Raw genomic sequence first — 20,882 nt, forward strand, 5'->3', positions numbered from 1 at the left:
ATCCACCGAAGTGGACGGGGTATCAACTTCTGGCGTTGATTTTTGGCACGCTGTTGAGTTCTCAAGGAACGGACGCTTCCTTTGTACTCACCCTCTCGGGCTTTCCTCCGGGCTTTCGTTCTGTTCTTGCGTTTCCGACTCTATCAGAGTCTTTCGCGCTTCGCTTTCCAGGTTCTGCGCTTTCGCGCTTTCCCTTTCCGGCGATTCCGACTCTATCAGATTCTCTTTCCTGGCCGTTACCGACTGGATTGGAATTCCGATGGCCTTCGGGGGGCCTTTCCCTTTCGGGTGGATCAGACTTTATCAGGTCTCCCTGGTTCTGATTCCCACCCGCCCGCACGCGGCAACGGGCACACGTGTGTGCCCGGGTCCTTGCGAGGTGGAGACGTAAACGTACTGGAGCGGGGCCCCCGGACGCAAATCCGGTTGCCCCGCTCCAGTGAGGTCGCTACGAACGCGGAGGTCAGACCTCTACGACGACCGGGAGGATCATCGGGCGGCGGCGGTAGCTGTCCGACACCCACTTGCCCATGGTCCGGCGGATGAGCTGCTGGATCTGGTGCGGCTCCGCGACGCCGTCGGCGGCGGCGCGGGCGATGGCTTCCTCGATCTTCGCGGTGACCGCGCCGAAGGCCGAGTCCTCGATGCCGGAGCCCCTGGCCTGGATGTTCGGGCCGCTCACGACCTTGCCGGTGGTGCTGTCGACCACGACGTAGACCGAGATGATGCCCTCGTCGCCGAGGATGCGGCGGTCCTTGAGGGAGGCCTCGGTGACGTCGCCGACCGAGAGGCCGTCCACGTACACGTAGCCGGCCTGGACCTTGCCGGAGATCCGGGCCTTGCCGTCGATCAGGTCGACGACGACACCGTCCTCGGCGATGACGATGCGGTCCTTCGGGACGCCCGTCATGGCACCGAGCTCGGCGTTGGCCCGCAGGTGGCGCCATTCGCCGTGGACCGGCATCAGGTTCCGCGGCTTGCAGATGTTGTAGAAGTACAGCAGCTCGCCCGCGGAGGCGTGGCCGGAGACGTGCACCTTGGCGTTGCCCTTGTGCACGACGTTGGCGCCCCAGCGGGTCAGGCCGTTGATCACGCGGTAGACCGCGTTCTCGTTGCCGGGGATGAGGGACGACGCCAGGATGACCGTGTCACCGGGGACGATCCGGATCTGGTGGTCGCGGTTGGCCATGCGGGACAGGGCCGCCATCGGCTCGCCCTGGGAACCGGTGCAGACCAGCACGACCTCGTCGTCCGGCAGGTCGTCGAGGGTCTTGACGTCGACGACCAGGCCGGCCGGAACCCGCAGGTAGCCCAGGTCACGGGCGATGCCCATGTTCCGGACCATCGAGCGGCCGACGAACGCGACGCGGCGGCCGTACTCGTGGGCGGCGTCGAGGATCTGCTGGATGCGGTGCACGTGGCTGGCGAAGGACGCCACGATGATCCGCTTCTGGGCACCCGCGAAGACGCCGCGGATGGCGTTGGAGATGTCGCGCTCCGGCGGGACGAAGCCCGGGACCTCGGCGTTCGTCGAGTCCGAGAGGAGGAGGTCGATGCCCTCTTCGCTCAGACGCGCGAAGGCGTGCAGGTCGGTGAGGCGGTTGTCCAGCGGGAGCTGGTCCATCTTGAAGTCACCGGTGCACACGACCATGCCGGCGCCGGTGCGGATGGCCACGGCCAGGGCGTCCGGGATGGAGTGGTTGACGGCGATGAACTCGCAGTCGAAGGGGCCCAGGTTCTCGCGCTCGCCCTCCTTCACCTCAAGGGTGTAGGGGCGGATGCGGTGCTCCTGGAGCTTGGCCTCGATGAGGGCCAGCGTCAGCTTGGAGCCGATCAGCGGGATGTCCGGCTTCTCCCGGAGGAGGTACGGGACGGCGCCGATGTGGTCCTCGTGACCGTGGGTGAGGACGATGCCCTCGATGTCGTCGAGACGGTCCCGGATCGACGAGAAGTCCGGCAGGATCAGGTCGATGCCCGGCTGCTCATCCTCGGGGAAGAGGACACCGCAGTCGACGATCAGCAGACGACCGTCGAACTCGAAGACGGTCATGTTGCGGCCGATCTCGCCGAGACCGCCCAGCGGGGTGACCCGCAGGCCGCCCTTCGGGAGCTTCGGCGGCGGGCCCAGTTCAGGGTGCGGATGGCTCAAAAGTTTCTCCTTCACCACGCGCGCCACGTACCCCTGGAGGCACGCGGCGCGCATGTCATTCGTGCACTTGCTTTTGTCTTTTTTGATCTTGGTTATTCAGTTGTGAAGTCTGTTGTCAGAGCTGTACCCCGCCGGCGGCAAGATCGATCTTGAGCTGCGCGGTCTCTTCGTCGGTGAGGCCGACGAGCGGGAGGCGCAGCGGGCCCGCGGGCAGGCCCTGGAGGTTCAGCGCGCCCTTGGTGGTCATCACGCCCTGGGTGCGGAACATGCCGGTGAAGACGGGCAGCAGCTTCTGGTGGATCTCGGTGGCCTTCTGCACGTCGCCGCCCAGGTGGGCGTCGAGCATGGCACGCAGCTCGGGGCTGACCAGGTGGCCGACCACCGAGACGAAGCCGACCGCGCCGACCGACAGGAGCGGCAGGTTCAGCATGTCGTCGCCGGAGTACCAGGCCAGGCCGCTCTGGGCGATGGCCCAGCTGGCGCGGCCGAGGTCGCCCTTGGCGTCCTTGTTGGCCACGATACGGGGGTGCTCGGCGAGGCGGACCAGGGTTTCGGTGTTGATCGGGACACCGCTGCGGCCCGGGATGTCGTAGAGCATGACCGGCAGCTCGGTGGCGTCCGCGATGGCCGTGAAGTGCCGGTAGAGGCCCTCCTGCGGCGGCTTGCTGTAGTACGGGGTCACCGCGAGCAGGCCGTGGGCGCCGGTGCGCTCCGCCTGGCGGGCGAGCTCCAGGGTGTGCCGGGTGTCGTTGGTGCCGATTCCGGCCACGACGTGGGCGCGGTCGCCGACCGCTTCGAGTACGGCTCGTACGAGGTCGTTTTTCTCCGCGTCGGTGGTCGTGGGCGACTCACCGGTGGTGCCGTTGATGATCAGGCCGTCGTTGCCTGCGTCCACCAGGTGGACGGCGAGCCGCTGCGCGCCGTCGAGGTCAAGTGCGCCATCCGCCGTAAACGGCGTGATCATGGCGGTGAGGACCCGCCCGAAGGGGGTCTGCGGAGTCGAGATCGGAGCCATGGGTAACACGCTACTCGCTGCCATGCTCGCGGTGTCCCCTCGGGGGACGTCAACACTGGGTTGGAGCCCGGCACTGCCTGCTCGGGGGTTCAAGCAGTGCCGGGTCCGTTTGATCAGCCTAGATGAACTTTACGAAACGCCGCAATACGGACACTTGGGACTTATCTCCGCACATCTGTACGCCGCACGTGCATCGGGCCTTACGGGGCAACGCGACCGTTGCCGTTGAAGGCGGCGTAGGTCAGCGGCATGAGCTTGGCCCACTCCCGCTCCATCTTCTCGCCGACCATCTCGATCTCCCGCTGCGGGAAGGACGGCACCGCCGCCAGCTCGTGCTGCGTGCGCAGACCGAGGAAGTGCATGAGCGAGCGCGCGTTGCACGTGGCGTACATCGAGGAGAAGAGGCCCACCGGCAGGACCGCACGGGCCACCTCGCGAGCGACGCCGGCCGCGAGCATCTCCTGGTACGCCTCGTAGGCCTGGCGGTACGAGTCCTCCATGACCCGGCCCGTCAGCTCCTGCTGCGCCTCGGTGCCCTCGACGAAGACGTACTTGCCCGGACGGCCCTCCTGGACGAGCTTGCGCTCCGCGTCGGGGACGTAGAAGACCGGCTGGAGCTCCCTGTAGCGGCCGGACTCCTCGTTGTAGGACCAGCCCACCCGGTGGCGCATGAACTCGCGGAACACGAAGATCGGGGCGCTGATGAAGAAGGTCATCGAGTTGTGCTCGAAGGGGCTGCCGTGGCGGTCGCGCATCAGGTAGTTGATGAGGCCCTTGGAGCGCTCGGGGTCCTTCTGCAGCTCCTCCAGGGACTGCTCGCCCGCCGTGGAGACGCGGGCGGCCCACAGCACGTCGGAGTCGGCGGCGGAGTGCTTCACCAGCTCCACCGTCACATCGCTGCGGAAGCTGGGTTTCTGGTCTGAAGCGGCGGTCTCGCTCACGCGGGGTCCTTCCGAACGGGTCTTTCCTGGGGCGCGCCCACTCTACGGCGCAGACCGGGGGCGGCCGCGCAGGCACCGGGACCTCCGGAGGGCCGCTCCGGGCGCACCCGCGTCACCCGACCGGCTGACGGACCGCCATGAATTTTGGTTAATGTCCCGAATTTCGGCACCGATTGGGCGCTCCGCTCGTCTTACAGGGAGAACATGTTCCGTCCTGTCCGCAGTGCCCCCAGGGGCCCGACCGTGAGGAGAGTCGCTCCCGATGTTTCGCCGGCGCGAACCAGTCCCCTTCGCCTTCGTCGCCGAGGCCGACCGATTCCGCAGTAACGTCACTCCGCCGCCGCGCGAGAGTCTGAGCAAGACCCAGATCGCCGCCCGTAGTCTGGTCGGACTGACCGTGGTGGCAGGGCTCGTCGGCTCGCTGCTCTTCGGGATGCCCGCACTGCAGCCGTACAAGGCGACCGAGAAGGCGCAGCAGTCGGAGGCGTCCGAGGGGCGGTAGCCTCACGGGCACAGTCCAACCGAACGTGCATGTGAGTGAGGTCCAGCCGTGCCCCTGCCCTTCTTGACGGCCGACGGCGTATTCGACGCACACGAGGACGAAGCCCTCCCCCATGCGGATCCCGAACGCTGGCGGCGCCCCTACCGGCCCGGCCCCTGGCGGGTCGCCGGCGCGGCGCTGCTGCTCCTGGTCTCCGCCTTCATGCTGCTGGCCACGGTGATCATCGCCTTCGCCGGCACCTGGAGCGGCGCCGCCGTCGCCGGGGCGGCTTCGCTCACCGTGATCGGCTGTGCGTTGCGCATGCTGCGCACGGGCGTGTGGGTGAGCCCGGCGGGACTCCGCCGGGTCGGGTTCTTCGGGACCCGCTCGATCGCCTGGAGCGAGATCGAAACGGTCCGCAAGGTCCAGCAGCCGGTGCGCTGGCTGGGGCTGCCGAGGACCGTGCAGGGACAGGCCCTTACGGTGGCCGGGCACGGCGGCGCGGAGCTCCCGGTGCTGCTGACCGACCACAGCGCCGACTTCCTGTCCCGGGGCGAGGCCTTCGACCGCGCGGCCGGCCGGGTCGAGGCGTGGGCCCGGGAGTACCGGGCCGTGCCCGCCTGACGGCGGGGAGCGGCCCGCCCTGTGGGGCCCGTACGGGGATCAGACCTGTACGGGCCCTTCGTGTGCCGGCCGGGCGGCGTGCAGGGCGATCGCCCGCTGCATCGCCTTGCGGGCCCGCGGGGTGTCGCGGGCGTCGTGGTAGGCCACGGCGAGCCGGAACCAGCTGCGCCAGTCCCCCGGAGCGTCCTCCGTCTCGGCCTTGCGGCGCGCGAAGACCTCGTCGGCGGAGTCCCGCAGGATCCGCCCGTAGCCGTCCCGTTCCAGTTCGTCCACGGGCAGGCCGCCCTCGGCCTCCAGCTCGGCCGCGAGCTGGTTGGCGCGGGTGACGAACCGGGTGTTCATCCAGAGGAACCAGATGCCGATGACCGGCAGGATCAGCACGGCCGCACCGAAGGTGACGGTGAGCCAGGTGCCCTGCTGGAGCAGCATCACGCCCCGGCTGCCGACCAGGACGAAGTAGACGACCAGGACGGCGGCCGTGAGGAAGTACGTGATCTTCGCGCGCATGGGTGCTACTGCCTCATCAGCCGAGGTCGAGGAAGTTTTCCAGGCCGAAGGTGAGGCCCGGGGTCTGCGTCACGCGGCGGGTGCCGAGCAGGATGCCCGGCATGAAGCTGCTGTGGTGCAGGGAGTCGTGACGGATGGTCAGGGTCTCGCCCTCGCCGCCGAGGAGCACCTCCTGGTGGGCCAGCAGGCCGCGCAGGCGGATGGCGTGCACGGGGACCCCGTCGACGTCCGCGCCGCGGGCGCCGTCGAGGGCCGTCGCGGTGGCGTCGGGCTGGGCCCCGAGCCCGGCCTCGGCGCGGGCGGCCGCGATGAGCTGGGCCGTACGGGTCGCCGTGCCGGAGGGGGCGTCGACCTTCTTCGGGTGGTGCAGCTCGACGACCTCGACGGATTCGAAGTAGCGGGCGGCCTGGACGGCGAACTTCATGGTGAGGACCGCGCCGATGGAGAAGTTCGGGGCGATGAGCACGCCGGTCTCCGGGGAGGCGGCGAGCCAGGTGTCCAGCCGTGCGAGGCGGTCCTCGGTCCAGCCGGTGGTCCCGACCACGGCGTGGATGCCGTGGCCGATGAGGAAGTCGAGGTTGTCCATCACCGAGTCGGGGGTGGTCAGCTCGACCGCGACCTGGGCGCCCGCCTCGGCGAGCGCCTCCAGCTTGTCGCCACGGCCCAGGGCCGCCACCAGCTCCATGTCCTCGGCGGCCTCGACCGCCTTGACCGCCTCGGAGCCGATGCGGCCCCGGGCGCCGAGGACTGCCACGCGCAGCTTGCTCATGTTGCTTCCTTCGTGTCCGTACGGAACTAGGCGACCGCTTCGTCGAGGCGGGCGGCCTGCTTCTCCTTGAGCGGGCCGATCACGGCGAGCGAGGGCCGCTGTGCCAGTACATCCTGGGCGACCGCGCGGACGTCGTCCGGGGTCACGTCCGCGATGCGGGACAGCATGTCGTCGACCGACATCTGGTCGCCCCAGCACAGCTCGCTCTTGCCGATCCGGTTCATGATCGCGCCGGTGTCCTCCAGGCCGAGGACGGTGGAGCCGGACAGCTGGCCGATGGCGCGCCGGATCTCCTCGTCGGTGAGACCTTCGGAGGCGACCTTGTCGAGCTCGTCACGGCAGATCCGCAGCACGTCGTGGACCTGGCTCGGCCGGCAGCCCGCGTAGACGCCGAAGAGACCGGTGTCGGCGAAGGCCGAGGTGTACGAGTACACGCTGTAGGCGAGGCCGCGCTTCTCCCGGACCTCCTGGAAGAGGCGGGAGGACATGCCGCCGCCGAGGGCGGTGTTGAGCACGCCCAGGGCCCAGCGGCGCTCGTCGGTGCGGGCGATGCCCGGCATGCCGAGGACCACGTGGGCCTGTTCGGTCTTGCGGTTGACCAGGTCGACGCGGCCCGCGGTGCGGATGCGCTTGGTACCGGTGCGGGGGCCGATCGGCGCCGCGTCGGTGTGTCCGAGCGCGCCGGCCTTCTCGAAGGCCGCGCGGACCTGGCGTACGACCTTGTTGTGGTCGACGTTGCCGGCGGCGGCCACGACCAGGCGGGTGGGATCGTAGTGCTTCTTCCAGAAGCGGCGGATCCGGTCGGCGCCGAGGGCGTTGATCGTGTCGACGGTGCCGAGGACGGGGCGGCCGAGCGGGGAGTCCCCGTACATGGTCTGCGCGAACAGGTCGTGGACCATGTCGCCCGGGTCGTCCTCGGTCATCGCGATCTCTTCGAGGATGACCCCGCGCTCGGCGTCGACGTCCTCCTCGCGGATCAGCGAGCCGGTCAGCATGTCGCAGACCACGTCGATGGCCAGCGGCAGGTCGGTGTCGAGCACCCGGGCGTAGTAGCAGGTGTACTCCTTCGCCGTGAAGGCGTTCATCTCGCCGCCGACCGCGTCGATCGCGGAGGAGATGTCGAGGGCGCTGCGCGTGGCGGTGCCCTTGAAGAGGAGGTGCTCCAGGTAGTGCGTGGCGCCGTTGAGGGTGGGCGTCTCGTCCCGGGAGCCGACGTTCGCCCAGATGCCGAAGGTGGCGGAGCGGACGGAGGGCAGCGTCTCGGTGACGACGCGCAGGCCGCCGGGCAGGACGGTGCGCCGGACGGTGCCGATGCCGTTCTGCCCCTTGAGCAGGGTTTGGGTACGGGCGACGGCCCGCCCCTCCGAAGAGGGGCGGGCCGTCACACGCGAACTACGCGACGTCACTTGTCGGAGTCGTCCTTGTCAGCGTCGTCACCGGCGGCCTCGCCGTCGATCACGGGGATCAGGGAGAGCTTGCCGCGCTGGTCGATCTCGGCGATCTCGACCTGCACCTTGGTGCCGACCGCGAGCACGTCCTCGACGTTCTCCACGCGCTTGCCACCGGCGAGCTTGCGGATCTGCGAGATGTGCAGCAGGCCGTCCTTGCCGGGCATCAGGGAGACGAAGGCACCGAAGGTGGTGGTCTTGACGACCGTACCCAGGTAGCGCTCGCCGACCTCCGGCATGGTCGGGTTGGCGATCGCGTTGATCGTGGCGCGGGCGGCCTCGGCGGCCGGGCCGTCGGAGGCACCGATGTAGATGGTGCCGTCGTCCTCGATCGTGATCTCGGCGCCGGTGTCCTCCTGGATCTGGTTGATCATCTTGCCCTTGGGGCCGATGACCTCACCGATCTTGTCCACGGGGATCTTGACGGTGATGATCCGCGGGGCGAACGGGGACATCGCGTCCGGCGTGTCGATCGCTTCCATCATCACGTCGAGGATGTGGAGGCGGGCGTCGCGGGCCTGGGTGAGGGCCGCGGCCAGGACGGAGGCCGGGATGCCGTCCAGCTTGGTGTCGAGCTGGAGGGCGGTGACGAACTCCTTGGTGCCGGCGACCTTGAAGTCCATGTCGCCGAAGGCGTCCTCCGCACCGAGGATGTCGGTGAGGGCGACGTAGTGCGTCTTGCCGTCGATCTCCTGGGAGATCAGGCCCATGGCGATGCCGGCGACGGGGGCCTTGAGGGGCACACCGGCGTTCAGCAGCGACATGGTGGAGGCGCAGACCGAGCCCATGGACGTCGAACCGTTGGAGCCGAGGGCCTCGGACACCTGGCGGATCGCGTAGGGGAACTCCTCGCGCGTCGGCAGGACCGGCACGATCGCGCGCTCGGCGAGCGCGCCGTGGCCGATCTCGCGGCGCTTCGGGGAGCCGACGCGGCCGGTCTCGCCGACGGAGTACGGCGGGAAGTTGTAGTTGTGCATGTAGCGCTTGCGGGTCACCGGGGAGAGGGTGTCCAGCTGCTGCTCCATGCGGAGCATGTTGAGGGTGGTGACGCCCAGGATCTGCGTCTCCCCACGCTCGAACAGCGCCGAGCCGTGCACGCGCGGGATGGCCTCGACCTCGGCGGCGAGGGTACGGATGTCCGTGAGCCCGCGGCCGTCGATGCGGACCTTGTCCTTGATGACGCGCTCGCGCACCAGGGCCTTGGTCAGGCTGCGGTAGGCGGCGGAGATCTCCTTCTCGCGGCCCTCGAAGGCCGGGAGGAGCTTCTCGGCGGCGATCTCCTTGATGCGGTCCAGCTCGGCCTCGCGGTCCTGCTTGCCCGCGATGGTCAGCGCCTGGGAGAGCTCGCCCTTGACGGCGGCCGCGAGGGCCGCGTACACGTCGTCCTGGTAGTCCAGGAAGACCGGGAACTCGCCCTCGGGCTTGGCGGCCTTGGCGGCCAGGTCGGCCTGGGCCTTGCAGAGGACCTTGATGAACGGCTTCGCGGCCTCGAGGCCGGAGGCGACGATCTCCTCGGTCGGCGCCTCGGCGCCGCCCTTGACGAGGGCGATGGTCTGCTCGGTGGCCTCGGCCTCGACCATCATGATCGCGACGTCGCCGTCTTCGAGGGTGCGGCCCGCGACGACCATGTCGAAGACGGCGTCCTCGAGCTCGGTGTGCGTCGGGAAGGCCACCCACTGGCCGCGGATCAGCGCGACGCGGACGCCGCCGATCGGGCCGGAGAAGGGCAGGCCGGCCAGCTGCGTGGACGCGGACGCGGCGTTGATCGCGACGACGTCGTACAGGTGGTCGGGGTTGAGCGCCATGATCGTCGCGACGACCTGGATCTCGTTGCGCAGGCCCTTCTTGAAGGACGGGCGCAGCGGGCGGTCGATCAGGCGGCAGGTGAGGATCGCGTCCTCGGAGGGGCGGCCCTCACGGCGGAAGAAGGATCCGGGGATCTTGCCGGCCGCGTACTGGCGCTCCTCGACGTCCACCGTCAGGGGGAAGAAGTCGAGCTGGTCCTTGGGCTTCTTCGACGCGGTGGTGGCGGACAGCACCATCGTGTCGTCGTCCAGGTAGGCAACGGCGGAGCCGGCGGCCTGGCGGGCCAGACGGCCCGTCTCGAAGCGGATGGTGCGGGTGCCGAAGGAACCGTTGTCAATGACGGCCTCGGCGTAGTGGGTCTCGTTCTCCACTAGCGTTTTCTCCATTTTCGTCGTCTCCGTCCACCACCCGTGTGGTGGGGGACGGTGTCGGAGAAGCGCTCCTGGCGTGCGGGCCGGTCTTCGATCGAAGCACCCGGTTCCGATCCCCGTCACGGGGATTTCCGGATGCCACTACCGAGGACCGGCGGCGTAGGGCCGGCGCTCCTCCTCTTCGGTCGTGCGCTGTGTCCAGACTACAAAGCGTCCGGTGCGTCGCGCACGTACAGCAAAGGGAGCGGCCCCATCGGTGTGGGAACCGCTCCCTTCACAGCGTCTTTACTTGGCGCCGGCCGCACCGCGACGGATGCCGAGGCGCTCGACCAGCGTACGGAAGCGCTGGATGTCCTTCTTGGCCAGGTACTGCAGCAGGCGGCGACGCTGGCCGACCAGGATCAGCAGACCACGACGGGAGTGGTGGTCGTGCTTGTGGGCCTTCAGGTGCTCGGTCAGGTCCGAGATGCGGCGGGAGAGCATCGCGACCTGGACCTCGGGAGAGCCGGTGTCGCCCTCCTTGGCACCGAACTCTGCGATGATCTGCTTCTTCGTAGCGGCGTCGAGCGGCACGCGTACTCCTCGTTTGGTCTTCGTAGCCACCGAGTGCCCCAGGTCGAATTCTCTGGGGATCTTCCGTAACTCGGGAGGCGGGGTCCGCTGAGCGCAGCCTCCAGAGGATCTCCGGGGGCGCGTACACAAACGGCCGTCACACAGCGTACCAGGCTGCCGGGTCGCGCCGTCTCAGCTGGTGAGAGAGCGGGCGCGGCCGTAGACGTCGAGCACGGCCAGGGTCAGCGGGACCAGGCTGAGCAGTACTGCGGCCTCGGTGAGGTCGAGCAGCCGTCCCCAGAAGGGTGACAGGCCCTTGCGGGGGATGACAAGCGCAATTCCCGCGAGGAGGGCCGCGCCGGCGGCGACGGCGGCCGAGAGCCAGACCGTACGGAGGTCCAGGCCGCCGCGGTCGTGGTAGCGCACGAAGTCGAACATCAGATCGACGGGCGGGTGCAGCGCGAGGCCCAGGACCAGCAGCGCCACGGAGGCCAGGCCGGCGACGAGGGCGCAGACCACCTGGGAGGTGTACCGGAAGAGCCGCGCCCGCAGCAGCATGGCCAGGCCCGCGGCCAGGGCCAGCAGCCGGCCCCAGGTGTTGTCGGAGAAGCCGAGGACGGCGGCCGAGCCCACGACCACGGCGGCGCAGCCCCCGACCAGGCCCAGGAGCATCTCGTGGCCGCGGCGGGCCTGGGCGGCGATCTGCTCGGCGTCGAGCGGGGCGGCCTGGTCGTGCCCGGGGGCGGCGGGGGCGTCCGGGTCGAGGCCGGGGGCGGTCTCGTAGCGGTCCGGGGTCGCTGTGTACTCGACGTACTCGGTCGCACTGCGCGGGGCGGCGTACCCGATGGGCAGCCTGGCGAAGCGGGCCGAGAGGCCGGGGAGGAAGGCGACGAGCCCGATGGCGACGGGGGCGCAGACGGCGGCGGTCGCGGTGGCGGAGGCCTCGGCGGCGATGGCGGCGAAGGTGGCCAGGGTCCCGGTGACGGCGAGGAAGGTGGCCGCGACGAAGGGGGCGTCGCCGTGCGGGGTGAGCGCGACGAGGGCCACGGAGGCGACGAGCACGCAGAGGCAGCCGAGCAGGAACTGCAGACGGCCCGGACCCCGGCCCGCGCCGGCGGCGACGATGCCGGAGCCGGCGATCAGGAGGTGCGGCAGGCCGCCGAGGCCGAGCGCGACCGCGGAGCCGCGGTCGCGGTAGACGCGGGCGCGCACCCCGGCGGCGGCGGTGAGCAGGACGCCCACGGCCCCGGCGATGATCCCCGGCAGGCCGTGCATGTCGTGCCGGAGCGGGTCGGCGTACCAGAGGACGAACCCGAGCAGGACGAGCAGCAGGGCGGCGCCGGCCAGCCCCGCCCCGCGCAGCATGTCGTCGCTCCAGCGGTGCCGGTCGCGCACGACGGCCGCGGCGACGGCGTCGGAGACGTCGTCGAAGACGGCCGGCGGCAGGGACTCGGCGAAGGGGCGCAGGCTGAGCACCTCGCCGTCGAGGACCTGCTGGGCGGCGAGGGTGCGGGCGCCGTCGAGGACGGTGCCGGAGCGGCGCACGAGGTGGAATCCGGTGGGGGCGCCGACGGGCTGGGTCTGGCCGGTGAGGCGCAGCAGCTCGGGGTAGACGTCGGCGACGGCGATGTCCTCGGGGAGGGCGACGTCGATGCGGCTGTCGGGAGCCACGACGGTGACCCTGCAGAACCCCGTCGCCTCGGCCGTACTCACCTGTGGGACCCCCTGGTTGGCGCCGGTGGCGGCGTCGGATTCGCGGATGCGCATGCTGCGCGCGCCACCCTACCCGGCGGGGGTGCGACTGTCGGCAAGTAGGATCACCGGACGCGGAGGAGTCCCCCTCCACGCCCGGGACTTGGGGATGCCGGTTGCGACGTCCCGTCCGTTTTCAAGGGATTGATGCTCCGGTGAGCCAGATCGTCGTCAAACGCCCGCCCCGGTCCCTGCCGCCGGAAGTGCCTTCGGACGAGCTGAGACTGGAGGCTCCGCCGGAGCTCCCGCGGGGGCAGCAGGAGGGCATGCTGATGCAGCTCCTGCCGATGCTGGGCATGGGCTCGTCGGTCGTCTTCTTCTTCATGCCGGGTGCGGCGCCGTTCATGCGCATCATGGGCGTGCTGATGCTGGCGTCGACGGTGGGCATGGTCATCGCCCAGCTCGTGCGCTTCCGGCGCGGTACGCAGGGGCAAATGGCGGACGTGCGCCGGGACTACCTCAAGTACCTCGCGCAGACCCGCCGTCAGGTGCGCAGGACGGCGCGGGCGCAGCGTGACGCGCAGCTGTACCTGCACCCGGCGCCCGAGCAGTTGTGGTCGGTGGTGGCGGAGGGCTCGCGGCTGTGGGAACGCCGGGTCGGCGACGCGGACTTCGGCCAGGCCCGGCTGGGTCTGGGCGCGCAGCGGCTCGCGACGGCGCTGGTGGCTCCGGACACGGCTCCGGTGGACGAGCTGGAGCCGCTGACGGCGGGCGCGATGCAGCGCTTCCTGAGGGTGCACTCCTCGCTGGACGGGCTGCCGGTGGCGCTGTCGATCCGGGCGTTCTACCACGTGACGGTCTCCGGGGAGCCGGAGTCGGCGCGCGGGACGGCCCGGGCGCTCGTGGCGCAGCTGGCGACGCTGCACTCCCCCGAGGACCTGGTGGTGGCGGTGGTGGCGGCGCCGGGCGCGGTGCCGTCGTGGGACTGGGTGAAGTGGCTGCCGCACACGCAGGTGCCGGGCCAGGTCGACGGGGCGGGTACGAAGCGGCTGTTCGGCGACGACCTCGGTGAGCTGGAGGAGCTGCTGGGTCCCCGGCTGGAGGGACGGTCGCGGTTCAGCCGCGAGGTGTCCCCGGTGCTGGACCAGCCGCACCTGGTGGTGGTCCTCGACGGTGGACTGGTGCCGCCGGACTCGGCGTTCGCGGCGGCCGAGGGTCTCCAGGGCGTGACCATCGTGGAGGTGGTGGCGGGCGGGCTGGACGAGCCGCGCGGTGGCCTGTCGGTCGTGGTGCGGCCGGGCAGGCTGCGGCTGGAGTCGGGCGCGGGCGTCGTGTACGAGGGAACGCCGGACACCCTGTCGCTGCCGGCGGCGGAGGCGCTGGCGCGTCAGCTGGCGCCGCTGCGCACGGGCGGCGGGGACGACGACGAACCGCTGCTGGCGAACCTGGACTTCACCGATCTGCTGAACCTGGGCGACGCGGCGGCCGTCGACGTGTCGCGGACCTGGCGGCCGCGTTCGGCCGGTGAGCGGCTGCGCGTGCCGATCGGCGTGGGCGAGGGCGGCGCGCCGGTGATGCTGGACCTGAAGGAGGCCGCGCAGGAGGGCATGGGCCCGCACGGGCTGTGCGTGGGCGCGACCGGTTCGGGCAAGTCGGAGCTGCTGCGCACGCTCGTGCTGGGCCTGGCGGTGACGCACACGTCGGAGACGCTGAACTTCGTGCTCGCCGACTTCAAGGGCGGTGCGACCTTCACCGGGATGGGTCAGATGCCGCACGTCGCGGCGGTGATCACCAACCTGGCGGACGACCTCACCCTGGTGGACCGGATGGGCGACTCGATCCGCGGGGAGCTCCAGCGCCGGCAGGAGCTGCTGCGCTCCGCGGGCAACTACGCCAACATCCACGACTACGAGAAGGCCCGCGCGGCGGGCGCCCCGCTGGAGCCGCTGGCCTCGCTGGTGCTGGTGATCGACGAGTTCAGCGAGCTGCTGACGGCGAAGCCCGACTTCATCGACATGTTCATCCAGATCGGCCGCATCGGCCGTTCGCTGGGCGTGCACCTGCTGCTGGCCTCGCAGCGGCTGGAGGAGGGCAAGCTGCGCGGGCTGGACACGTACCTGTCGTACCGGATCGGTCTGCGGACCTTCTCGGCGGCGGAGTCGCGCACGGCGATCGGCGTTCCGGACGCGTACCACCTGCCGTCGGTGCCCGGTTCGGGGTACCTGAAGTTCGGCACGGACGAGATGACCCGGTTCAAGGCGGCGTACGTGTCGGGCACCTACCGCTCGGGCGGGCCGGACCTGTCGGTGGGGCCGTTCCCGGTGGAGCGGCGGCCGGTGCTGTTCACGGCGGCTCCGGTGCCGGTGGTGTACGCGGCCCCGGACCCGGCGTACCTGGCGGCGGGCGCGGTCCGGGAGGACGACGCGCTCGCGGACACGGTGCTCGACGTGATCGTGGGCCGGCTGGAGGGGCAGGGGGTGCCGGCGCACCAGGTGTGGCTGCCGCCGCTGGACCAGGCTCCGCCGCTGGACCAGCTGCTGCCGGCGCTGGCGCCCTCGGCGGAGCGGGGGCTGCACGCGGAGGGGTACACCCGGCCCGGTGGGCTGGTGGTTCCGCTCGGTCTGATCGACAAGCCCTTCGAGCAGCGCCGCGAGGTGCTCTACCGGGACTTCTCCGGGGCGGCGGGCCACATGATGGTGGTCGGCGGTCCGCAGTCGGGCAAGTCGACGCTGATGCGGACGCTGATCTCGGCGTTCGCGCTCACGCACACCCCGCGCGAGGTGCAGTTCTACGGGCTGGACTTCGGCGGCGGCGGACTGTCCGCGGTGTCGGAGCTGCCGCACGTGGGCGGGATCGCCTCCCGGCTCGATCCGGAGCGGGTACGGCGTACGGTCGCGGAGGTGGCGGGGGTCCTCAACCGGCGCGAGGAGTTCTTCAGGGCGAACGGCATCGACTCCATCGCCACCTACCGGCGGCGGCGCGCGGCGGGCGAGCTGCCCGGCGAGGCGTGGGGCGACGTGTTCCTGATCGTCGACGGCTGGGGCGGTTTCCGTACCGAGTACGAGGGCCTGGAGCCGGTGGTCACGGACATCGCGTCCCGGGGTCTGGGCTACGGCATCCACGTGGTGGTCACGGCGGCCCGGTACATGGAGGTGCGGGCCGCGCTGAAGGACCAGATGCTGAGCCGGCTGGAGCTGCGGCTCGGCGACGTGATGGACTCCGAGTTCGACCGGCGGGTCGCGGCCAACGTGCCGACGGGGATGCCGGGACGCGGCCAGGTGCCGGAGAAGCTGCACTTCCTGGGCGCGCTGCCGCGCGTCGACGGCGCGCACGACGCCGAGAGCCTCTCGGAGGCCACGGCCGCCTTCGTGGCGGCGGTGCGCTCGGGCTGGTCGGGGCCGGCGGCTCCGGGCGTACGGCTGCTGCCGCGGCTGCTGCACGCCGACCAGCTGCCCAAGGGCGGGGAGTTCCCGGAGCGCGGGATCGCGATCGGCATCGACGAGACCGCGCTGGAGCCGGTGTTCGTCGACTTCGAGGCGGACCCCTTCTTCCTGGTGTTCGGCGAGAGCGAGTCGGGCAAGACGAACCTGCTGCGGCTCATCGCCCGGCAGATCGCCGACCGGTACACCCCGGACCAGGCCAAGCTGGTCGTGGGCGACTACCGGCGCGGGCTGCTGGGGGCGCTGCCGGAGGAGTACCTGCTGGAGTACGCGCCGATGGCGAGCTCGCTGCAGATGCACATGGAGGCGCTGGGCGGGGTGTTCTCACGCCGGCAGCCGCCCACCGACGTCACTCCGCAGCAGCTGCGCGACCGCAGCTGGTGGACGGGCCCGGACGTGTACATCGTGATCGACGACTACGACCTGGTCGCGACGAGCCAGGGCAATCCGCTGGCGCAGCTGGTGGAGTTCCTGCCGTTCGCCCGCGACACGGGGGTCCGCTTCATCATCGCGCGCAGCTCGGCGGGCGCCTCCCGGGCGCTGTACGAACCCTTCATGCAGCGCGTCAAGGAGCTGGGCGCGCAGGGCGTGGTGCTGTCGGGCGACCCGTCCGAGGGCGATCTGCTGGGCACCGTACGGTGCCGCCCGATGCCGCCGGGCCGCGGTTACTTCGTCTCGCGCAGGCGCGGCACGTCGCTCGTCCAGCTCGGGCGGATGGCGGGGCCGTCCTGACGGGGAGGCCGGCCGCCCTCGTCTCCGGGCGGGGCGGAGGCCGCCGCCCCGCGGGCGCCCTCGGTGATCATCGGGAAACACTCCCCCGCCCCGGCCGGCAGCACCGATAATCGGCAGACCGCGGTAGCACCGCACCACCGAGGGAAGGGCCGCACATGGGCACCCAGCAGGAGAAGGACGAGCTGTACGCGCTCGACATCAGCGGCGTCGAGTGGCAGGGCCCGCCCGGGACCAGCCCGGACGAGGAGCGGGTCGAGATCGCCAGGCTGCCCGAGGGCGCGGTGGCGATGCGGTCCTCGCTGGACCGCGACACGGTGCTGCGGTACACGGCGGCCGAGTGGGAGGCCTTCGTCCTGGGGGCCCGGGACGGGGAGTTCGACCTCACCTGAGGGCGGTCGCGCATGCGCGAAGGGGGCGCGCCCGCGGTGGGCGCGCCCCCTTCGCGCGGGCGCCGTGCCGGATGGGTACGGGGCTCAGAAGGCCTCGGTGAACAGGCGCGAGGCCTTCACGTCGGTGGCGCGGTAGTCGCCCTTGCCCTGCTCGATGATCCGGGCGACCTTTTCGAGCTCCTGCTGCATGTGGTCCGCGCGGCGGTGGTACTTCGTCTGGAGGTTGACGTACTCCAGGTGCGCCTCACCGTCCCAGGTGTCGGTGACGACCTTCACGGCCGCCTCCATCTCGTCGAGGTCCTTGAGGATGTTCTTCGAGACGACGCGGATGCGGTCCGCCATCTGCTGGACGCTCTCGTACCGTACCCGGGTGTGGCCGTCGGTGCCGGACATGATCTTCTCCTTCGCGGTGGGTTGCTGGGGACGGCGCCGGAATCAGATGCCGTCGAGGCCCGAACGGCCGCCGCTGCCGCCGCCGATCGAGTTGAACGCGGCGCGCACCTCGTCGTCCTGGGCGTTGGTCAGGTTCTTCGTCTGCGAGACGGCGTTGTGCAGGACGCCGAGCAGACGGCGGATCTCGTCGTGGTCGATGTTGAGGTCCGACTGGGCCTTCTTGAAGCCCTCGGCACCCACACCGGTCCAGCCCGCGCTGACGGTGGCCAGGATGTCGGCCAGCTCGCGGGACTGCGTGGTCACGGCGTTGGCCGTCTCGGAGATCTTGTTGGCCGCCTTGACGACCGGATCGTCCGCAAGACCGAAGTTGTTCGTCATCCGAAGCTCCTCACTTCTCAATTCCCCGGCAGAACCGGCGGATTGCAGGGCGGAGCGGACCTTCGCGGCGCGGAATTCCAGTCACGCGCGCCGCACTTCCCCCTCCGCTTCACGAATCCCCCGATCACAGTCGTGAAGCCTGCGGTCACTCTAGTCAGTTCGGGTCCCACGCCCAACACAGGTGGCCCGTCACCGTAGATGAACCGTTACCGTTCACTGCAAACGGCGTCGGCGGCGGCCCCGGGCCTCGCGGACGACCGTCGCCGTGGCGGCGATGACGGCGATGAGCACGGCGCCGACGCCGAGAGCGTACGTGCCGATCCGCTCCTCGCGCTCATGGGCGGTTTCCGACAGGGCGAGTGCGGCCGCCCGGGGCGCGGCCGCCGGGGGCGGGCCGGGGTCCGGGACGGGTGCCCGGGGCGCGTCGCGGTCCTGGGTGACGGCGCGGACCGGGTCCACCACGCCCCATCCGACGTAGTCGTCACGGCCGTTGACGGCGCGCTCGGCGGTGTTCTGGATCTGCCAGACCACCTCCTGCGGGGTCCACTGCGGGTGCTCGGCGCGCAGCAGGGCCGCGACCCCGGCGACGTAGGGGGCGGAGAAGCTGGTGCCGTTGTCGATGCACTGGCCGAAGCCGGGGACGGTGGAGACCATGTCGACGCCCGGGGCGGCGACGCCGATGAAGTCGCCCGGCTGGGAGAACGCGGCCCGCTCGTTGTTGCGGTCGGAGGAGGCCACGGCCAGGACCCCGGGGAAGGCTGCGGGATAGGTGCGGCGCTTCTGGCCGTTCAGGCCGTCGTTGCCGGCCGAGGCGACGACCACCGCCTTGGCGTCCAGGGCCCGCTGGACCGCCTTGCCCAGGTCGGAGTCGGGCGTGAGCGGGGCGTCGGTGTCCTGGGAGATGTTGATGACCTGGGCGCCCTTGGCCACCGCGTGGTCGATGGCCTGGGCGAGGGTGGCCGCGTTGCCGTTGCCCTGCCCGTCGTTCTGCCGGATGGGGATGACGGTCGCCTCGGGGGCCAGGCCGACGAAGCCGGTGCCGTCCTGGGGACGGGCCGCGATCAGGCCGGCGACCTTGGTGCCGTGCCCGACGGTGTCGTTGGTGCCGTCGCCGCCCTTGGGGTCGAGGAAGTCCCGGCCGGCGCCGGGATCGAGGGCGCCGGAGAGCTGCGGGTTGGCGCGGTCCACACCGGTGTCGATGACCGCGACGCGGACGCCCTTGCCCTTGGTCCGCGCCCACAGCGCGTCCAGCATGAGCCGCTGCAGGGCCCAGGGCCGGTCGGCGATCTGCTTCTTCATGGGGAAGGTGCACTCCCCCGCCCCGGCGAGCCTCAGGGCGTACGGGGCCGGGGCCGGGGCTGGCGGCGCGGACCGGGCGCCGGGCGCGGCGCCGGCTCCGGCTCCGTACGCCGCCACGAGGGCCAACGCGGTGCCCGCCAGCACGGCGCGGGGCGTCTGCGGCACGGGCGGCCTCCTCATGAACCCTGCGGCTGACGGGCGGAGTTGGTGTCGAGGCGGGGTCCCTTGGAGAGGAACTCCGACCAGGCGATCGGCACCATGGCGGGCACGACCCCGCCGTAGCCGAGCCGGATCTGCGCCTGGCTGGCCTCGGGACGGCCGTCACCGGCCCCGCCCGGGGCCTGCGGGTCGGGCGCGCCGATCTTCGACTGCGCGGCGTCGCTGTCGCCGTTGGCCTGGACGGCGTAGCGCAGGCCGGTGTCGGTGACCAGGAACAGCGATCCGCCGGCGCTGGTCTGACGGCCCTGGAGCTGGGTGTAGAGCAGGCCCGTGCCGGGCGTGACGTAGGAACTGGTGCCGCTCGCGGCGATGTCGACGGGGAAACCGGTCCCGGCCCAGGTGCTCAGCGTCTGGTTGCCCTGCGCGTCGACCGCGCGCAGCACGTTGCAGACGGTGTCGCGCCGTTCGGCGCCCTGCGCGGCGCCGGGGGTGTCGGCGACCCGGTTGACCTGCTTTCCGCGCTTGCGCGGCCACCGGGCCTCGTCCTTGAAGGGGGTGGCGTCGGGGCCCAGGGACTGCAGGTCGATCTCGTGGGCCTTGCCGTGCATGTTGAGGCTGTCGGTGGCCGGCGAGGAGATCAGCAGCCAGGCCACGAACTCCGAGACGGGGGCGACCCGGTCGGGCAGGACCACGTAGTGCTGCGTACCGGAGCCGGTCTGGGCCGTCAGCACCATGCCGACCCTGGCGTCGGCCGCGCCCAGGCCCGGGACCGCCGCGTTCGCGCCCGGGGTGCCGGGCAGTTGCGGGAAGCCCAGGTCGTCGCCCGCGTTGAGGGTGGCGAGCCACTCCTCGGTGACGGGCTGCGGGGTGGCGCCGGTGCCGACCAGGGCGGTGGTGAGGGTCGCGGAGTCCGGCTTGCCCTCCGGGAAGCGGTACCTGGTGCCCGTCGCGTCCACGAGGAAGCGCTCCTTGGCCCCGCCGGTGCTCTGCACGTACAGCACCTGCCCGTCGGCGGTGCGGCGGGCGTCGTCGAGCAGTCCGGCCTCGCGGTCGGCGAGCACGAACGCCGCCGTCTGGACGCCCCGGCCGTTGCCGCCGGGCTGCTGGCAGACGGCCCAGCGCTTGGCCTTGCCGGCGTCCTGCTTCGCGGGGAGCCGGTCGGGGGCGTAGGGGATGCCGATGATGGGGCCGCGCGGGGGCTCGCCCGCGTCGAGCACCTTGTCCTCGACCTGGACGACCTTGAACTTCTGCGGGTCGAGGAGGAGCCGCGCGGAGGCCAGGTTCAGCACGGGGTGCAGCCGGGTCTGGTCCTTGCCGCCGACCTTGGTGGTGAGGACCACGTACCGGGTCGTCGACTGCTTGCCGACGATGACGGTGGCCCCGGGCTCGTCCCAGCCCTTGGGCGCCTGCGGTTTGAACATGCCCCAGGCTCCGAAGCCCGCGACCACGAGCGCCCCGATCACGACCCCGGGCACGACGGCGCGCAGCGGCCTGGGCGCACCCTCCTCGGTGCCGGTGGCCGAGGGCTGCAGGAACGCGGCCACCGTGCGCCGCTTCGCGAAGGTGTACGCGTTGAGCTCATCACGTCGTGATGCCATGACCGCCTGCTTCTCCCCGCACGGCCCGGCCGGTGGGGCCGCTCCCCGGGCCTTGGTTGTCGGACCGGGGACCTACTATGCCTCTTGACGGAGGGTCGGCAGGGGCCGGGTAGGCTGGGAATTCCGCTCAGCGCCTTCC

17 protein-coding genes are annotated in these 20,882 nt (G+C 71.1%); 4 read left to right on the forward strand and 13 right to left on the reverse strand.

Annotation, left to right across the window (positions count from 1 at the left end; genetic code table 11):
- Positions 1 to 463: 463 nt before the first annotated feature.
- The 3 genes from ACZ5D2_RS29990 to thyX form a co-directional block, all read right to left on the reverse strand.
- Positions 464 to 2,149 carry a ribonuclease J gene (locus ACZ5D2_RS29990; protein ID WP_371676397.1) on the reverse strand — a complete coding sequence of 562 codons (1,686 nt, stop codon included), beginning with the start codon at positions 2,147 to 2,149 and terminating at the stop codon, positions 464 to 466.
- 115 nt (positions 2,150 to 2,264) lie between these two features.
- Entirely contained in the window at positions 2,265 to 3,164 is a 900-nt protein-coding gene (gene dapA / locus ACZ5D2_RS29995; protein ID WP_266842731.1) for a 4-hydroxy-tetrahydrodipicolinate synthase, read from the reverse strand.
- Positions 3,165 to 3,364: 200 nt separating this feature from the next.
- Positions 3,365 to 4,105, reverse strand: coding sequence for an FAD-dependent thymidylate synthase (thyX, locus tag ACZ5D2_RS30000; protein WP_030227608.1), 741 nt, complete (start codon positions 4,103 to 4,105; stop codon positions 3,365 to 3,367).
- A gap of 262 nt (positions 4,106 to 4,367) precedes the next feature.
- On the opposite strand from thyX, the gene ACZ5D2_RS30005 reads away from it, so the two are divergent.
- Entirely contained in the window at positions 4,368 to 4,607 is a 240-nt protein-coding gene (locus tag ACZ5D2_RS30005; protein ID WP_266573617.1) for a hypothetical protein, read from the forward strand.
- A 48-nt stretch (positions 4,608 to 4,655) separates the two neighbouring features.
- The gene (locus tag ACZ5D2_RS30010; RefSeq protein WP_371676398.1) at positions 4,656 to 5,210 is read left to right on the forward strand and encodes a PH domain-containing protein; all 555 of its coding nucleotides are present in this window, start codon (positions 4,656 to 4,658) and stop codon (positions 5,208 to 5,210) included.
- Between the two features lie 39 nt (positions 5,211 to 5,249).
- Here the strand turns inward: ACZ5D2_RS30010 and ACZ5D2_RS30015 are convergent, their stop codons facing one another.
- From ACZ5D2_RS30015 to eccD, 6 genes are all read right to left on the reverse strand, one after another.
- Positions 5,250 to 5,717 (reverse strand): hypothetical protein, encoded by a 468-nt coding sequence (locus tag ACZ5D2_RS30015; RefSeq protein ID WP_356222759.1) that lies wholly within the window; start codon positions 5,715 to 5,717, stop codon positions 5,250 to 5,252.
- Positions 5,718 to 5,733: 16 nt separating this feature from the next.
- On the reverse strand, positions 5,734 to 6,486 hold the full coding sequence (dapB, locus tag ACZ5D2_RS30020) for a 4-hydroxy-tetrahydrodipicolinate reductase (protein ID WP_371676399.1): 753 nt from the start codon (positions 6,484 to 6,486) through the stop codon (positions 5,734 to 5,736).
- Positions 6,487 to 6,512: 26 nt separating this feature from the next.
- Positions 6,513 to 7,892 carry a M16 family metallopeptidase gene (locus ACZ5D2_RS30025; protein ID WP_371676400.1) on the reverse strand — a complete coding sequence of 460 codons (1,380 nt, stop codon included), beginning with the start codon at positions 7,890 to 7,892 and terminating at the stop codon, positions 6,513 to 6,515.
- Entirely contained in the window at positions 7,889 to 10,111 is a 2,223-nt protein-coding gene (locus tag ACZ5D2_RS30030; protein ID WP_266844075.1) for a polyribonucleotide nucleotidyltransferase, read from the reverse strand. Before ACZ5D2_RS30030 ends, ACZ5D2_RS30025 begins: the two co-directional genes overlap by 4 nt.
- 285 nt (positions 10,112 to 10,396) lie before the next feature.
- Positions 10,397 to 10,684: a 30S ribosomal protein S15 gene (rpsO, locus tag ACZ5D2_RS30035; protein ID WP_030227598.1), complete on the reverse strand. Its 288-nt coding sequence runs from the start codon at positions 10,682 to 10,684 to the stop codon at positions 10,397 to 10,399.
- Positions 10,685 to 10,855: 171 nt separating this feature from the next.
- Positions 10,856 to 12,430 (reverse strand): type VII secretion integral membrane protein EccD, encoded by a 1,575-nt coding sequence (gene eccD / locus ACZ5D2_RS30040; protein ID WP_468933654.1) that lies wholly within the window; start codon positions 12,428 to 12,430, stop codon positions 10,856 to 10,858.
- Positions 12,431 to 12,570: 140 nt separating this feature from the next.
- Here eccD and eccCa point away from each other — a divergent pair, with 140 nt between their 5' ends.
- Together eccCa and ACZ5D2_RS30050 are read left to right on the forward strand one after the other, a co-directional pair.
- Entirely contained in the window at positions 12,571 to 16,527 is a 3,957-nt protein-coding gene (gene eccCa / locus ACZ5D2_RS30045; protein ID WP_468933657.1) for a type VII secretion protein EccCa, read from the forward strand.
- A gap of 155 nt (positions 16,528 to 16,682) precedes the next feature.
- The gene (locus tag ACZ5D2_RS30050) at positions 16,683 to 16,916 is read left to right on the forward strand and encodes a DUF397 domain-containing protein (protein WP_266842718.1); all 234 of its coding nucleotides are present in this window, start codon (positions 16,683 to 16,685) and stop codon (positions 16,914 to 16,916) included.
- Positions 16,917 to 17,000: 84 nt separating this feature from the next.
- On the opposite strand, the gene ACZ5D2_RS30055 is transcribed toward ACZ5D2_RS30050, so the two are convergent.
- From ACZ5D2_RS30055 to eccB, 4 genes are all read right to left on the reverse strand, one after another.
- On the reverse strand, positions 17,001 to 17,309 hold the full coding sequence (locus ACZ5D2_RS30055) for a WXG100 family type VII secretion target (RefSeq protein WP_371676403.1): 309 nt from the start codon (positions 17,307 to 17,309) through the stop codon (positions 17,001 to 17,003).
- A gap of 42 nt (positions 17,310 to 17,351) precedes the next feature.
- Entirely contained in the window at positions 17,352 to 17,687 is a 336-nt protein-coding gene (locus ACZ5D2_RS30060) for a WXG100 family type VII secretion target (protein ID WP_030227588.1), read from the reverse strand.
- 213 nt (positions 17,688 to 17,900) lie between these two features.
- The gene (gene mycP, locus ACZ5D2_RS30065; RefSeq protein ID WP_468933662.1) at positions 17,901 to 19,166 is read right to left on the reverse strand and encodes a type VII secretion-associated serine protease mycosin; all 1,266 of its coding nucleotides are present in this window, start codon (positions 19,164 to 19,166) and stop codon (positions 17,901 to 17,903) included.
- Complete coding sequence (gene eccB, locus ACZ5D2_RS30070; RefSeq protein ID WP_468933665.1) at positions 19,163 to 20,743, reverse strand: type VII secretion protein EccB; 1,581 nt, start codon at positions 20,741 to 20,743, stop codon at positions 19,163 to 19,165. The genes mycP and eccB overlap by 4 nt, the downstream gene beginning before the upstream one ends.
- Positions 20,744 to 20,882: the final 139 nt, after the last annotated feature.

The organism is Streptomyces sp. NPDC031479, assembly GCF_055581065.1.